Source organism: Streptomyces sp. NPDC020807, from assembly GCF_040641575.1.
Taxonomy (GTDB): Bacteria; Actinomycetota; Actinomycetes; order Streptomycetales; family Streptomycetaceae; genus Streptomyces.
Genome location: NZ_JBFADU010000011.1, coordinates 124,357 through 137,904, shown reverse-complemented (window position 1 = coordinate 137,904; position 13,548 = coordinate 124,357). Strand labels below are relative to the sequence as shown.

Here is a 13,548-nt window from a genome sequence, read left to right as displayed (position 1 = left end):
AGCCCCCGCCGATGGACCTTCTGGACGGCCGGCTGAAGTTCCGTCACCTGACGCTGCTCGTCGCGATCGTCGACCACGGCGGCGTGGCGAGGGCCGCCGAGAGCCTCCACCTGACCCAGCCCGCCGCCACGCGCACCCTGCGCGAGCTGGAGGGCATCGCCGACCTGCCGCTCTTCGTCCGCGTCCCGCGCGGCATGCGGCCCACGCTCTACGGCCGGGCCCTCACGGAGCACGCCCGTGCCGTCCTCGCCGAGATGCGGCGCGCCGCCGAACACCTCACCGGGCTCCGCCAGGGGCGGGAGGGCACGGTCACCGTCGGCACGCTGCTCGCCGGCACCAACGTCCTGCTGCCCCGGGCCGTCGCCCGGCTGAAACGGGAACGGCCCGGGCTCACGGTCGTCGTCCGCGAGGGCACCCCGGACGTCCTGCACCCGGCGCTCCTCGCGGGCGAACTCGACGTCATCGTCGGCCGGGTGGGCCCCGCCCCGAAGGAAGGCGACGTGTTCCGCCAGCACCGCCTCTACCGCGAGCGCATCCGGCTCGCCGTCCGCTCCGGCCATCCCCTGCTCGACGCACCAGGTGCCGCCCTCACGGACACCCTCGACCATCCGTGGATCCTGCCCGTCGAGCAGACCGCGCTGCGCCAGGAGCTCGGCGCGCTCTTCGCCGACCGGGGGCTCGCGCTCCCCGCCGACCGGGTCGAGTGCACGTCCATCCTCACCATGCGGGCCCTGCTCCTCCAGACCGACATGGTCGCCCTCCTCCCCGAACTGGTCCTCCGCGAGGACGAACAGCTCGCCGCGCTTCCCGTCGAGCTCCCTTCGGTGGGGCGCACCGTGGGCACCACCGAGGTCGCCCACCGCACCCGCAGCCCGGCCCTCCAGGCGCTGCTCCACCACCTCGACGAGGAGGCGGCCGTCCTGCGCGATTCCCTCGGCGGGCTGCGGACGGAGAACTGACCGGTCAGGCCCCGTCGGCCGCGCGGCGGCCCCAGCCCGTACCCGCGAGGACGAGGACCGCGCCGACCAGACCGAGGACGCCGGGGCGGTCGCCCGCGAGGGCGATGCCGACGGCGGCGGCCCAGAGCGGCTCCGTACCGAGGAGGAGGCTGACCCGGGACGGGGAGCTGCGGCGGACGGCCCACATCTGCACGAAGAAGGCGAAGAGCGTGCAGAAGACGGAGAGGAAGAGCAGGCCGGCCCACTCGCGGGGGCCGAAGTCGAGCGCGACGGCCCAGGGCGAGGCGCCGCTGCCGGGGAAGGCGGCGATGACGGCGAACACGGCGACGGCCGAGCCGAGCTGGACGGTGGTGAGGGAGAGCGAGTCGGCGGAGGCGACCGCCTTGATCCGGGACATGGCCAGGACGTGGACGGTACGGGCGAGGGCGGCGAGCAGCATCAGCAGGTCGCCGAGGGACGGGGTCGTGAAGCCGCCGCCCTGGGTGAGGAGGACGACGCCCGCGACGGAGAGCCCGGCGGCGGCGAGGAAGGCGCGGGGCGGTCGGACGCGGGTGACGGCGGCCTCGGCGAGCGGGGTGAAGATCATGGTGAGGCTGATGATCAGGCCCGCGTTGGTGGCGGAGGTGTGGACGACGCCGTACGTCTCCAGGAGGAAGATCCCGCTGAGGACGAGCCCGAGCGTGGCGGCCCCGCGCCACTGCGCCGCGCTCAGCGCGCGGAGCCTGCTCCATCCCGCGACGACGAGGACGGGCAGCACGACGGCGAACCGCAGGACGAGGACCGCGATGACGGTGTGGGTGGTGGTGATGCCCTTGGCCGCGAGGTAGCTGGCGCCCCAGACGGCGGCGACGAGCAGCACGGGCAGGTCGGTCAGCCAGGCGCGGCGCGGGGCGCCGAGGGGCAGGGGGGCGGCAATGGCCGGTGAGGCAGACACGGGGCCGTCTCCAACTCTCGTCATGGGGTGGAGACTTCGACGGCTCGCACGCGGAGTGATCACGGTAGCGGGTCGGACCCGTGGTGGCTACAACAAAAAAAGGGGGGGACGCGAGGGCGCACCGGTGCTGTCGGGTTCCGGTGCGCCCTCGCGGGCCGGGCGGGGTGTCGTGCCCGCCCAGGTCGTGGGGGTCGGTGGCTCAGCCGCCGAGCTCCTGGTGGCGGGCGGTCAGCCGCGCCGTACCGGCCTCCGTGAGGGAACCGAAGAGGCGGAGGCGGGAGATGCCGCCGTCGGGGTAGATGTCGATCCGGATCCGGGAGCCGACCGCCGGGGCGTCGAGGACGAACCGGTGGTTGGTGTCGGGCTGGAGGCGGGTGCGGGGCAGGATCTCGGTCCAGTCCTCGGAGCCCTCGGCCGCGATCGACAGCGCGGCCCAGCCGGCGCTGTTGCCCTTGAGGTAGGCGGTGTCGATCTCGACGGCGCGGATCTCGGACTCGGCGACGAGCGCGTACCGGATCCAGTCGTTGCCCTTGTCGCGGCGGCGGCGGGTCTCCCAGCCGTCGTCCATCTTGCGGGAGCGGCCCGGCTGGATGGTGTTGGTGGCCGGGGAGTAGAAGCGGTCCGAGGCGTCCTCGACCTGGCCGCCGTTCTCCAGGGCGGCCAGGTCGAAGGTGCCGAGGACGCCGAGCCAGCGCGGGTCGGGGGCGACCTCGCCGTACACGCGGAGGCGGGCGATGCCGCCGTCCGGGTGCTGGTTGACGCGCAGGTGCGTGAAGCGCTGCTCGACGTCGACGGCGAAGCCGTTGGCGGCGTGGCCGCCGACGGCGGTGCGCGGGACGAGGGTCGTCCACTTCACGTCGTCGGCGAGGAGCTCCTCGGGCGAGGGCGAACCGGCGACGGAGGTGGCCTCGACGGAGACGGCCTGCGGGTAGTTGCCGCGGAAGTGGGCGGTGTCGACGACGATGCCGCGGACGACGCCGGGGGCGCCGAGCCGGACGAGCGCCCAGTCGTGGTCGTCCTCGGTGGGGTGCGGCTGCCGGGCCGACACGCCGCGGCGGCGACGGGTCTCCCAGCCGTCCATGATCTTGCCCTTGTGGCCGAAGTGCTCGGGGTCGAACTCGGCGGCCTCGGGCTTGAGGAGGTTCTCGCGCTCGGCGAAGAACTCGTCGTTGGCGGCGATCACGCCCGCGCCGAGGCGGCGGTCGGCGAGGTCGGCGTACTGGGTGAAGGGGAAGTCGGCCGTCCGGTAGTCGGCGTACGGGTCGCCGCCGCCGTAGGGGCTGGCGTCACCGGTGAAGCTGGGGAGGGACGACACGTCAGTTGGTCCTTTCGAGGAGGCGGCCGGAGGGCTCGGCGAGGGTGCCGCGGTCGGCGATCCGCTCCCCGCGCAGCCAGGTGGAGGTGACGACGCCGCTGAGGGTCCGGCCCGCATAGGCGGTGATCCGGTTGCGATGCTGGAGCTCGGCCGGGTCGACGGTGAAGGTGGCGTCGGGGTCGACGACGGCGAAGTCGGCGTCGCGGCCGGCCTCGATCGCGCCCTTGCGGGTCAGTCCGGCGAGGCGGGCGGGGCCCTCGGACATCCAGCGGACGACGTCCGTCAGGTCGAAGCCGCGGCGGCGCGCCTCGGTCCAGATGGCCGGCAGACCGAGCTGGAGGGAGGAGATGCCGCCCCAGGCGGAGGCGAAGTCGGGGGTCTTGAGGTCGGCCGTGGACGGCGAGTGGTCGGAGACGATGCAGTCGATCGTCCCGTCCGCGAGGCCCTGCCACAGCGCGTCCTGGTTGACGGCCTCGCGGATCGGCGGGCAGCACTTGAACTCGGTGGCGCCGTCCGGGATCTCCTCGGCCGTGAGGGTGAGGAAGTGCGGGCAGGACTCGACGGTGACCTTGACGCCCTCGGCCTTGGCGGCGGCGAGGAGCGGCAGCGCGTCGGAGGAGGAGAGGTGCAGGACGTGGACGCGGGCGTCGAGGCGGCGGGCCTGGGCGATCAGGTTCTCGATCGCGGTGTTCTCGGCGTCCCGGGGGCGGGAGGCGAGGAAGTCGGCGTACGCGCCGCCGGACCGCTGGGGCGCGGCGTCGAGGTGGTGGGGGTCCTCGGCGTGGACGATCATCAGGCCGTCGAAGCCGGAGATCTCGGCGAGCGAGGTCGCCAGCTGCTCCTGGTCGAGGGAGGGGAACTCGTCGACGCCGGAGGGCGAGAGGAAGCACTTGAAGCCGTAGACGCCGGCGTCGTGGAGGGGCCGCAGGTCCTTGACGTTGTCGGGGAGCGCGCCGCCCCAGAAGCCGACGTCGACGTGGGCCTTGGCGCGGGCGACGTCCTGCTTGACGCGCAGGTTCCCGACGGTGGTGGTCGGGGGCAGCGAGTTGAGCGGCATGTCGAGGAGGGTGGTGATGCCCCCGGCGGCCGCGGCGCGGGTGGCGGTCCAGAAGCCCTCCCACTCGGTGCGGCCGGGGTCGTTCACGTGGACGTGGGTGTCGACGAGGCCGGGGAGGACCACGTCGTCGCCGACGTCCTCCAGGCGGGCGCCGGCGGGTACCTCGGCGTCGTACGGCAGGACGGCCGCGATCGTCTCGCCGGAGACGGCGATCGACGCCGGGCGCGTCCCCTCGGGGGTGATGACGCGAGTCGAGCGCAGGACCAGGTTGACGTCCACCCGTACCCCTTCTTCAAGTACTCCAGCAGGAACTTCAACGAACTGTTGAAGGAGTCTTACGTCGAGGAGAGATGCCGTCAAGAGGTGACTTCCCCCCGCCGGGCACACCGAGACCCGCTCTTGGGTCATTCCACAAGACGAAAGTGGAATTCCGTAGAGTAGAATGTAGCTCTCCACAGGGGGGTCGGCGGGAGAACGGCCCGGTAGGCTGCTGCCTTGCCCGCCTGCCTCGAAAGGACCGAGACGTGCCGACGTCCAGCGCTAGGACCACCGACGCCGCCAAGCCCGCCGCCGCGAGCGGTGGCGTCCAGTCCCTGGAGCGCGCCTTCGACCTCCTGGAGCGGATGGCCGACGCCGGAGGCGAGGTCGGCCTGAGCGAGCTCTCCGCCAGCAGCGGACTGCCCCTCCCGACCATCCACCGCCTCATGCGCACCCTCGTGGCCTGCGGCTACGTGCGCCAGCAGCCCAACCGCCGGTACGCGCTCGGCCCCCGCCTCATCCGGCTCGGCGAGTCCTCCGCCCGCCTCCTCGGCACCTGGGCCCGCCCCTACCTGGCGCGGCTCGTCGAGGAGACCGGCGAGACGGCGAACATGGCGCTCCTCGACGGCGACGAGATCGTGTACGTCGCCCAGGTGCCGTCCAAGCACTCGATGCGCATGTTCACCGAGGTCGGCCGCCGCGTCCTGCCCCACTCCACCGGCGTCGGCAAGGCGCTCCTCGCGCACACCCCCGCCGAGGACGTGCGCGCGCTCCTCGCCCGTACGGGCATGCCCGCCGCCACAGAGAAGACGATCACCACCCCCGAGGGCTTCCTCGACGCGCTCGCGGTCGTCCGCGACGCGGGATACGCGGTCGACGACAACGAGCAGGAGATAGGGGTCCGCTGCCTCGCGGTCTCCGTCCCCGACTCCCCCACCGCCGCCGCCATCTCCATCTCGGGCCCGGCCGGCCGGGTCACCGAGGCGGCCACCGAGAAGATCGTGCCGATCCTCCAGGAAGTGGCCCGCGAGCTGTCCGCCGCACTGGCGAACACCTCGGGCAACGGCCAGGGCTGACGCCCCGGCAGCCCGCCCCCGCTCCTCTTCCTCAGGGCCTGGTGACACCGCGCGGTGTCACCAGGCCCGACTCGTACGCGAGGACGACCAGCTGCGCCCGGTCACGGGCCCGCAGCTTCGTCATCGCCCGGTTGACGTGGGTCTTCGCGGTCATCGGGGTGATCACCATGCGCGCGGCGATCTCGTCGTTCGACAGCCCCCGCGCCACCAGGACCACCGCCTCGCGCTCACGGTTCGTCAGCTCCTCCAGCCCACCGGCGGTCTCACCCGAATCGAACGGCTCCGCGACGAACCGGTCGATCAGCCTGCGCGTGACCGACGGGGCGAGCAGCGCCTCACCCCGGGCCGCCACGCGCACCGCGTGCAGGAAGTCCTCCGGGAGGACGTCCTTCACGAGGAACCCCGCGGCCCCCGCGCGCAGCGCGTGGAACACGTACTCGTCCATGCCGTAGTTGGTCAGGATGACCACGTGCACCCCGGCGAGCGCCGGATCGGCGGCGATGCGCCGGGTCGTCTCGACACCGTCCATCACCGGCATGCGGATGTCGACGAGCGCGATGTCGGGCAGGTGCCGCGCCGCCAGTTCGAGCCCCTGCCGCCCGTCCCCCGCCTCGCCGACCACCTCGATGTCCTCCTCCAGGTCGAGGAGCGCGCGGAACCCGCTGCGGACGAGCGGCTGGTCGTCGACCAGCAGGACCCGGATCACGAGGCCCGCTCCAGGGGCAGCCGCGCCAGGACGGAGAAGCCGCCCTCGGCGCGCGGCCGCGCGCTCAGCCGCCCGCCGAGCGCGGTCACCCGCTCCCCCATCCCGAGCAGGCCCGTCCCCGGCGTCGGCGCGGTGCCCGGCGCCGCCTTCCCGTCGTCGTCGACCCGTACGGTCAGGGCGTCGGCGCGGCAGTCGATCCGTACCGAAGCGGTGGCCGCCTCCGCGTGGCGCGCGATGTTGGTCAGCGACTCCTGCACGATCCGGTAGACCGTCCTGTCCACCGCGACCGGTACGCCGTCCCTGCGGCCCTCGATGGTCAGGGTGGCGTCGAGACCGGTCAGCCGGGCCCGTTCCACGAGCCCCCGCACGTCGTCGAGTCCGCGCGGCGGGGCCGTGTCGTCGTCGCGGAGCGCCTCCAGGGTCGCCCGCAGCTCCCGGGTCGCCTCCCTGCCCGCCTCCTGGATGGCGAGCAGGGCCTCCGGGACCTCCTCGCCGCGCCGGCGGGCCACGTGGACGGCGACCTCCGACTGGATCTTGATGATCGAGATCTGGTGGGTGAGCGAGTCGTGCAGCTCGCGCGCGATCCGCAGCCGCTCCTCGTCGGCCCGGCGCCGTGCGGTCTCCTCGCGGGTGCGCTCGGCCTCGTCCGCCCGCCGCTCGGCCTGCCGCAGCGCCTCCCCCGCGGCGGCCGCGGCGACCAGCCAGGCGATCTCGAGGGCGCCCCGCGCACGGGCGAGGGCCTCGCCCGTGTCGTGCGTGCCGGAGACCAGGGCCGCGACGGGCAGCGCGGCGAGTACGGCGACGCTGACCGCGACCGTGACGGCACGGCGGCCGGCCCGTACCGCCGCGTACACGGCGAAGAGGTAGGCGACGGCGGGGACGTCGAAGCCGGTCGCCTGGTAGCCCACCGCGCAGAGGCCGGTGACGGCCAGGACCGTGACCGGGGCGCGGCGGCGGGCCGCCAGGGCGAGACCGCCGACGGCGAGGAGCGCGTAACCGAGCGGGGCCGGCCGGGCGGTGGGGTGCTCTCCGGAGACGCCGGTGAGCAGCAGCGTCGCCGCGACGCCGACGGCGATCGCCGCGTCGACGGCGGCGGGCGGGAGCCCGAACCGCGCCCTGCCCCGTGCCCCGTCCCGTGCTCTGTCCATGCGCGCACCCTAGGCGCTGTCCGCCGTCGGCGGATCCCGCTCGCGGAGGAGCCCCCGACTACCGCGGGCGCGGTAGTCGGGGGCTCCGCTGCCGCGCCCGTGGCAGGGGGAAATGACCGCGTCCGCCGGACGACGGGCGGCGGTCCGTACGGAGATCCTCGGAACGTCCCGTCGTCCCGAGGAGAAGGAGCACCTCATGTCCGTCCGCACCGCGCTCGCCGTGACCGGCACCGCCGCCACCGTCCTGGTCGGCGCCCTCGTGCTCGCCGTACCGGCTGCCGCCGACCCCGCCGTCCCTCCCGTCGCCGCGAACGTCTACACCTTCGGCGTCGGCCGGGTGACCTCCGCCGTGGCCGGCGTCATCGGCCTCCTCGGCGCGGTCAACGGCGGCCTCGTCCTCGCCGGCCGCGCCGGCGGGGGCCACGTCGGCGCCTGGGTCCGGCGGAACGGCGCCGTCACGGCGCTGGTCGCCGGGCTCGTCGCCCTGGTCGGCGGCGCGGTGGTCGCGGCCACCGCCGAGGGCGCCGTCGGCACGGGAAACGGGCTCGGCGGCGCGTACGTCGCCATGGCCGTCGGCGCGGTCGCGGTGGCCCTGGGCGCCCTCGGTCAGGCCCGGTCCCGGTCCCGGTCGCGGGCCTGACGCCGAAACGGGCCCGGGAGGGGGCTCAGGCCCCGACCGACTCCTTCAGACGCCCGTCCGTCACCGTCACCATGCGGTCCGTGCGCGCCAGGTGCGTGCGGTCGTGGGTGACGAGGACGGTCGCCGTGCCGCGCTCCGCCGTCAGGCCGGCGAGCAGCTCCATGACGGCCGCGCCCCGCTCGTGGTCGAGGGCGCTCGTCGGCTCGTCGACGAGGAGGACGGACGGCTCGTTCATCAGCGCCCGCGCGATGTTGACCCGCTGCCGCTGACCGCCCGACAGCTGGTGCGGCCTGCGGTGCGCCCGGTCGGCGAGGCCGACCGCGTCGAGGAGTTCCAGGGCCCGTGCCCGTACCGTCTTCGGCGCGCGCCCGGACAGGTGCGCCATCACCTGGAGCTGCTCCGCCGCGCTGAGCGAGGGCAGCAGATTGGGCTGCTGGAAGACGATCCCGATGTGCTCGCGCCGCAGTTCGGCGCGTGCCGCGGCGGACAGCGGACCCGTCTCCGTACCGGCGACGACGACCCGGCCCTCGTCCGGGGTGACCAGGGTCGCGGCCACCGCGAGGAGGCTGGACTTGCCGGAGCCGGACGGGCCGACGACGGCCGTGAGCGTACCGGCGGGGACGGTGAGGGAGACGGAGTCGAGGGCGGTGAGCCGGCTGTCTCCGTCCGGGTAGGTCAGGGTGACGGCGTCGAGGACGAGGCTCATCGGGCGCTCCCGAGGGCGGTGAGGGGGTCGACGGCGGTGATGCGCCGGATGGACAGGGCCGCGCCGAGGACGCCGAGGACGATGATCACGGCGGCGGGCCCGAGGACGGTGAGCGGCTCCAGGACGAAGGGCACGTTCCCGCCGCTGACCAGGGCGCCGATGCCGACCGCGAGGCCCGTGCCGAGCAGGGTGCCGGCGGTGAGCATGAGGACGGCCTGTCCGAGCGCGTCCTTGAGGAGGTACGGGGTCGAGGCCCCGAGCGCCTTGAGGACGGCGACGTCGCCGCTGCGCTGGATGGTCCAGACGGTGAAGAAGGCCCCTATGACGAGCGCGGAGATCGCGAAGAGGAAGCCGCGCATGAGCTGGAGCGAGCCGTTCTCGGCCTGGTAGGACCCTATGGCGGTGAGGGCGCCGTCGACGGTCCGCGCCTCGGTCCCGGCGGCCTTGTCGCCCGCCGCCCAGTCGACGTCGGCGCCCTTCCCACCGCTGAGGGCGATGACGGTGGCCTGCTCCTCGGGGCCGGTGCCGTTGTGGCCGAGCGCCTGCCAGTCGTCGAGGGAGGTCCAGACGACGGGCGTGTGGCTGTACGAGGCGTCGCCGGAGACCGCTGCGACGGTGGCGTCCAGGGGGCCGAGCTTCAGCGCGTCGCCGACGCCGACGCCGAGCTCCTCGGCGGCCGACTCGGAGAGGACGGCCCTGCCGGGGCCGACGGGTGCGGGCGCGAGCCCGGCGTCCGGCTCGGAGCCGAAGGCGGAGACGGCGGCGGTCCGGTCACCGGCGGCGGCGTTGAGGGTGCGGATGCCGAGCGGCGCGGCCTCCGCGACGCCTGGCCGTTCCTCCCACGCGGTCCACTGCTCCTCCGTCACCGTCGAGTTGGTGAAGGAGACCGACTGCCCGGCCGGCGGCGCCGCGAAGGCGAGCCGGTCGGCGGGCAGGCCGGTGATCGCGGAGATGTTCTCTCGCGCGAGCCCGGCGGTAAGCCCGGACAGCAACCCCACGAGCAGGGTGATCAGCACGATCACGGTGCCCATGAGGGCGAAACGCCCCTTGGCGAATCTCAGGTCTCTCCATGCCACGAACATGCTGACCAGAGTGGTCGGAGGGGGCCGGTCCTGGCATCGCGCCACGGATGGCTCCGTAATCAAACTTTCGGTTGAGTCCGTTTTGTCCGAAGCGGTGCCGGGTGCTGTCTACGCTGGTAGGGATATGGATCCGCTCTCCTCCCACGCCGCCGCCGGACGCGCGCCGGGCCCCGCCTCCGGACGCGCCCCGGCACCCGCCTCCGGGCGCGCCCTCACCCCCGCCCCGCGGGCCGTGCGCCTCTGCCTCCACCTGCTCATGGCCGGTCTCCTCGCGCTCGCCGCCGTCCGGGCCCACTCGGCCGCGGGCACGGTCGCGGCGGCGCTCGTGGGTGCGGTCTACGCGGCCGGGTCGTTCGTGCCCTCGGTGGAGCGCTCGCTGCGCGGCTCCGCCGTGTGGCTCGTCGCGCTCGCCGTCTCCTGGCTGGGGCTGCTCTGGCTGACGCCGGAGGGGCTGTGGGTGGCGTTCCCGCTGTACTTCCTCCAGCTGCACCTGCTGCCCGTGCGCTGGTCGCTCCCGGCCGTCGCCCTGACGGCGGGCGCGGCGATCCTCTCGTACGTGGGTCACGGCGCCCCGCTCAACCCGGGGGTCTTCATCGGTCCCCTGCTCGGCGCGGCCGTGGCCGTGGCGACCGCCCTCGGCTACCAGGCCCTGTACCGGGAGAGCGAGCGGCGACGGCGGCTCATCGAGGAGCTGATCGAGACCCGGGCGGAGCTCGCGGCGGCCGAGCGGCACGCGGGCACGCTCGCGGAGCGCGAGCGGCTCGCCCGGGAGATCCACGACACGCTCGCGCAGGGCCTCTCCTCCATCCAGCTGCTGCTGCGCGCCGCCGAGCGCGCGCTTCCGCCGGACTCCCCCGCGGCCGGGCACATCGACCGGGCCCGGCGGGCGGCGCAGGACAACCTGGCGGAGGCCCGGCGCTTCGTCCGGGCGCTGACGCCACCGGATCTGGACCACGGTTCGCTGGCGGGGGCGCTGGAGCGGCTGTGCGAGCCGGTCGCGGCGGGCGGCGGACCGCGGGTCCGCTTCTCGGTGAGCGGGACGCCGGTCGAGCTGCCCACCCCGTACGAGGTGGCGCTGCTGCGGATCGCGCAGTCGGCGCTCGCGAACACCGTGCGGCACGCCTCGGCCTCACGCGCCGAGATCACGCTGTCGTTCATGGGCGCCTCGGTGACCCTTGACGTCGTCGACGACGGAAAGGGCTTCGACCCCCTCTCCGTGACCCCGCTCTCCGTGCGTCCCCTCCCCGCGCGTCCCGCGTCCGACGGCGGGTTCGGCCTCCCGGCGATGCGCTCGCGGGCGGAGTCGCTGGGCGGCACGTTCACGGTCGAGTCGGCGCCCGGCCAGGGGACGGCGGTCGCCGTCTCCCTCCCCCTCCCGGCAGGAGACTCCGCATGACGATCCGCCTCCTCCTCGCCGACGACCACCCGGTGGTACGGGCCGGCCTGCGCGCGGTCCTCGACACGGAGCCGGACTTCGCCGTGGTCGCGGAGGCCGCCACGGCGGAGCGCGCGGTCGAGCTCGCCGTCGAGCTCGCCGCCGCCGGGAGCGTGGACGTGGTCCTGATGGACCTCCAGTTCGGCGCCGGGATGCACGGCTCGGAGGCGACGGCGGCGATCACGGCGGTGCCCGGCGGCCCGAAGGTGCTGGTCCTGACCACGTACGACACGGACGCGGACATCCTGGCCGCGGTGGAGGCGGGCGCCTCCGGCTACCTCCTGAAGGACGCGCCGCCGGAGGAGCTCGCGGCGGCGGTACGGACGGCGGCGGCCGGCCAGTCGGCGCTCGCCCCGGCGGTGGCGCACCGGCTGATGGACCGGATGCGGACCCCGGCGGAGGCGCTGACCAAGCGGGAGCTGGAGGTGCTCCAGCTGGTCGGGGAGGGACTGTCGAACCAGCAGATCAGCAAGGCGCTGTTCCTGAGCCAGGCGACGGTGAAGTCCCACCTCGTCCACATCTTCGCGAAGCTGGGTGTCGACTCGCGCACGGCGGCGGTGGCGGCGGCGACGGCCCGCAGGCTGATCAGACGGTGAGGCCGTCGGACCGGCCGTCGGACCTGGCGTCGGTCCTGGCGTCGGCCCTGCCGTCCGCGGAGAGGGCGGCTTGCGCGGCCATCAGGTCCTGGAAGGATCGCATGCACGGCAGGCAGTGCCGGTCCGTCCGCGTCCCGTCCGCGCCGCGGTCGACGGCCTGACCGCAGAGGCTGTTGCCCGCCTGCTTGGCGATCACGTGCCAGACCAGGAGTCCGCTGGAGTCGTCGGGAGCGATGTGCATCTCGTACACGGCGGTCGCCCTTCTCGGGAGTCGGGGTTCCCAGCCAACTCGTGCCGGGCCGCACCGGCACGGCGGCCCGGTCAAGTGGGTGAAACGGGAACCCCGCTCCCGAGCGGGGGGCTCGGGAGCGGGGACCGGCTCGGGAGCGGGGACCGACTCGGGAGCGGGGACCGACTCACGGACCGCCGGCTAGTGGCCCACGGCCTCCTCGCCCCGGTCGACGCACAGCGCCCAGATGACGAACCCGGACATCACGATCATGATGACGGACCACCACGGGTAGTACGGCAGCGACAGGAAGTTGGCGATGATCACGAGCGCGGCGATGGCGATGCCGCTGTACCTCGCCCAGGAGGACGCCGTGAAGAGTCCGAAGCTCACCAGCAGGGCGAGGATGCCCACGATCAGATGGATCCAGCCCCAGCTGGTGAGGTCGAACTTGAAGATGTAGTTGGGCGTGGTGACGAAGACCTCGTCCTCGGCGATGCCCATGATCCCGCGGAAGACGCCGAACAGTCCCGCGAGGGAGAGCATGACGGCGGCGAAGATCCGCAGGCCTCCGGCCCAGGCGAGTTTCGTCGACGAGGCGTGGGAGGTGTGCGTGGCGTTCATGTCGGTCTCTCCTTCTCCCCGGCCCGTCTCAGCGAGGGGCCGTGGTGGTACCGGCGGACGAGGCCGGCCGGTCGTCGTTCAGGACGAGGGCCTTGGCCCGCTGGAACTCCTCCTCGCTGATCTCGCCGCGCGTGCGGAGCTCGGCGAGCCGCTGCAGCTCCGCGGCCGGGCCGGGCTTGCCACCGCCGGCGGTCTCGCGGACGTAGTCGTCGAAGGCCTGCTGCTTCTGACGGGCGTGGTCGACCTCGCGGCGTCCCATGCTCTTGCCGCGCGCGATCACGTAGACGAACACGCCGAGGAACGGCAGCAGGATGACGAAGATCATCCAGCCGGCCTTGCCCCAGCCGCTCAGGGTGTCGTCACGGAAGATGTCCCCGATGATCCGGAACAGCAGGATGAACCACAGGACCCACAGGAAGAACCACAGCATGGTCCAGAACATGCTCATCAGCGGATAGTCGTAGGCGAGATACATCTGCGTTTCCATGTGTCCGCTCCGTTTCCCGTTCCTTCTCCCGCCGGGCTTCCGCCGGGGTCCGTCTCGGTCATTGCGGCAGCCGCCGCATTTCCACGACGTGCAGTCCGAGGGACTGGAGACGGGCCAGGAGTCCGTAGAGGTGCGCCTCGTCGACGAGGGGGCCGTACAGCACCGTCTGACCGGACATCATCACGTGCTCCAGCTCGGGGAAGGATCCGATCAGCGTCTCCGACATGAGTCCGTCGACCCGGATCTCGTACTGCATGGTCTGCCCCTCCGGTTGGTGGGGGTGGCTGTCGCGGGGC

At 73.7% G+C, this 13,548-nt stretch carries 16 protein-coding genes; 5 read left to right on the top strand and 11 right to left on the bottom strand.

Features of this window, described 5'->3' with window-relative positions:
• The first annotated feature begins 11 nt into the window (after positions 1-11).
• Entirely contained in the window at positions 12-959 is a 948-nt protein-coding gene (locus AB0G79_RS18685) for a LysR substrate-binding domain-containing protein (RefSeq protein ID WP_360807661.1), read from the top strand.
• A 4-nt stretch (positions 960-963) separates the two neighbouring features.
• On the opposite strand, the gene AB0G79_RS18680 is transcribed toward AB0G79_RS18685, so the two are convergent.
• The 3 genes from AB0G79_RS18680 to allB all read right to left on the bottom strand — a co-directional run bounded on the left by AB0G79_RS18680 (position 964) and on the right by allB (position 4,544).
• Entirely contained in the window at positions 964-1,893 is a 930-nt protein-coding gene (locus tag AB0G79_RS18680; protein ID WP_360807659.1) for a DMT family transporter, read from the bottom strand.
• 199 nt (positions 1,894-2,092) lie between these two features.
• Positions 2,093-3,208, bottom strand: a complete 1,116-nt coding sequence (gene alc / locus AB0G79_RS18675; protein WP_360807657.1) for an allantoicase — start codon at positions 3,206-3,208, stop codon at positions 2,093-2,095.
• A gap of 1 nt (position 3,209) precedes the next feature.
• Positions 3,210-4,544: an allantoinase AllB gene (gene allB, locus AB0G79_RS18670; RefSeq protein ID WP_360807655.1), complete on the bottom strand. Its 1,335-nt coding sequence runs from the start codon at positions 4,542-4,544 to the stop codon at positions 3,210-3,212.
• Positions 4,545-4,789: 245 nt separating this feature from the next.
• Between allB and AB0G79_RS18665 the strand changes: the two genes are divergently transcribed.
• The gene (locus AB0G79_RS18665; RefSeq protein ID WP_360807653.1) at positions 4,790-5,599 is read left to right on the top strand and encodes an IclR family transcriptional regulator; all 810 of its coding nucleotides are present in this window, start codon (positions 4,790-4,792) and stop codon (positions 5,597-5,599) included.
• A 31-nt stretch (positions 5,600-5,630) separates the two neighbouring features.
• Here the strand turns inward: AB0G79_RS18665 and AB0G79_RS18660 are convergent, their stop codons facing one another.
• Together AB0G79_RS18660 and AB0G79_RS18655 are read right to left on the bottom strand one after the other, a co-directional pair.
• On the bottom strand, positions 5,631-6,305 hold the full coding sequence (locus AB0G79_RS18660; protein ID WP_360807651.1) for a response regulator transcription factor: 675 nt from the start codon (positions 6,303-6,305) through the stop codon (positions 5,631-5,633).
• Entirely contained in the window at positions 6,302-7,453 is a 1,152-nt protein-coding gene (locus tag AB0G79_RS18655) for a histidine kinase (RefSeq protein WP_360807649.1), read from the bottom strand. The genes AB0G79_RS18660 and AB0G79_RS18655 overlap by 4 nt, the downstream gene beginning before the upstream one ends.
• 112 nt (positions 7,454-7,565) lie before the next feature.
• Here AB0G79_RS18655 and AB0G79_RS18650 point away from each other — a divergent pair, with 112 nt between their 5' ends.
• Positions 7,566-8,093, top strand: coding sequence for a DUF6223 family protein (locus AB0G79_RS18650; RefSeq protein ID WP_360807647.1), 528 nt, complete (start codon positions 7,566-7,568; stop codon positions 8,091-8,093).
• Positions 8,094-8,118: 25 nt separating this feature from the next.
• Here the strand turns inward: AB0G79_RS18650 and AB0G79_RS18645 are convergent, their stop codons facing one another.
• The gene (locus tag AB0G79_RS18645; RefSeq protein WP_360807645.1) at positions 8,119-8,799 is read right to left on the bottom strand and encodes an ABC transporter ATP-binding protein; all 681 of its coding nucleotides are present in this window, start codon (positions 8,797-8,799) and stop codon (positions 8,119-8,121) included.
• On the bottom strand, positions 8,796-9,881 hold the full coding sequence (locus AB0G79_RS18640; protein ID WP_360807643.1) for an ABC transporter permease: 1,086 nt from the start codon (positions 9,879-9,881) through the stop codon (positions 8,796-8,798). The genes AB0G79_RS18645 and AB0G79_RS18640 overlap by 4 nt, the downstream gene beginning before the upstream one ends.
• Before the next feature lie 256 nt (positions 9,882-10,137).
• On the opposite strand from AB0G79_RS18640, the gene AB0G79_RS18635 reads away from it, so the two are divergent.
• Both AB0G79_RS18635 and AB0G79_RS18630 read left to right on the top strand, forming a co-directional pair.
• Positions 10,138-11,277, top strand: coding sequence for a sensor histidine kinase (locus AB0G79_RS18635; protein WP_360807785.1), 1,140 nt, complete (start codon positions 10,138-10,140; stop codon positions 11,275-11,277).
• Positions 11,274-11,912 (top strand): response regulator transcription factor, encoded by a 639-nt coding sequence (locus AB0G79_RS18630; protein ID WP_360807641.1) that lies wholly within the window; start codon positions 11,274-11,276, stop codon positions 11,910-11,912. The genes AB0G79_RS18635 and AB0G79_RS18630 overlap by 4 nt, the downstream gene beginning before the upstream one ends.
• Here AB0G79_RS18630 and AB0G79_RS18625 read toward each other — a convergent pair.
• The 4 genes from AB0G79_RS18625 to AB0G79_RS18610 form a co-directional block, all read right to left on the bottom strand.
• Positions 11,902-12,162, bottom strand: a complete 261-nt coding sequence (locus tag AB0G79_RS18625; RefSeq protein ID WP_360807639.1) for a hypothetical protein — start codon at positions 12,160-12,162, stop codon at positions 11,902-11,904. The two genes, AB0G79_RS18630 and AB0G79_RS18625, sit on opposite strands and share 11 nt — an antisense overlap.
• Before the next feature lie 180 nt (positions 12,163-12,342).
• Positions 12,343-12,765, bottom strand: coding sequence for a hypothetical protein (locus AB0G79_RS18620; RefSeq protein WP_360807637.1), 423 nt, complete (start codon positions 12,763-12,765; stop codon positions 12,343-12,345).
• A gap of 28 nt (positions 12,766-12,793) precedes the next feature.
• Positions 12,794-13,252, bottom strand: coding sequence for an SHOCT domain-containing protein (locus tag AB0G79_RS18615; protein ID WP_360807635.1), 459 nt, complete (start codon positions 13,250-13,252; stop codon positions 12,794-12,796).
• 58 nt (positions 13,253-13,310) lie between these two features.
• A complete protein-coding gene (locus tag AB0G79_RS18610; protein WP_360807633.1) occupies positions 13,311-13,508 on the bottom strand; it encodes a hypothetical protein in 198 nt (65 codons plus the stop codon).
• Positions 13,509-13,548 lie beyond the last annotated feature (40 nt).

Excerpts from the sequence above, each read along its gene's own strand:
- AB0G79_RS18655 (WP_360807649.1), bottom strand. The coding sequence starts at position 7,453 with ATGGACAGAGCACGGGACGGGGCACGGGGCAGGGCGCGGTTCGGGCTC.
- AB0G79_RS18615 (WP_360807635.1), bottom strand. The coding sequence starts at position 13,252 with ATGGAAACGCAGATGTATCTCGCCTACGACTATCCGCTGATGAGCATG.
- AB0G79_RS18610 (WP_360807633.1), bottom strand. The coding sequence starts at position 13,508 with ATGCAGTACGAGATCCGGGTCGACGGACTCATGTCGGAGACGCTGATC.
- AB0G79_RS18640 (WP_360807643.1), bottom strand. The coding sequence starts at position 9,881 with ATGTTCGTGGCATGGAGAGACCTGAGATTCGCCAAGGGGCGTTTCGCC.
- AB0G79_RS18685 (WP_360807661.1), top strand. The coding sequence starts at position 12 with ATGGACCTTCTGGACGGCCGGCTGAAGTTCCGTCACCTGACGCTGCTC.
- AB0G79_RS18650 (WP_360807647.1), top strand. The coding sequence starts at position 7,566 with ATGACCGCGTCCGCCGGACGACGGGCGGCGGTCCGTACGGAGATCCTC.
- AB0G79_RS18630 (WP_360807641.1), top strand. The coding sequence starts at position 11,274 with ATGACGATCCGCCTCCTCCTCGCCGACGACCACCCGGTGGTACGGGCC.
- AB0G79_RS18635 (WP_360807785.1), top strand. The coding sequence starts at position 10,138 with ATGGCCGGTCTCCTCGCGCTCGCCGCCGTCCGGGCCCACTCGGCCGCG.
- AB0G79_RS18620 (WP_360807637.1), bottom strand. The coding sequence starts at position 12,765 with ATGAACGCCACGCACACCTCCCACGCCTCGTCGACGAAACTCGCCTGG.
- AB0G79_RS18645 (WP_360807645.1), bottom strand. The coding sequence starts at position 8,799 with ATGAGCCTCGTCCTCGACGCCGTCACCCTGACCTACCCGGACGGAGAC.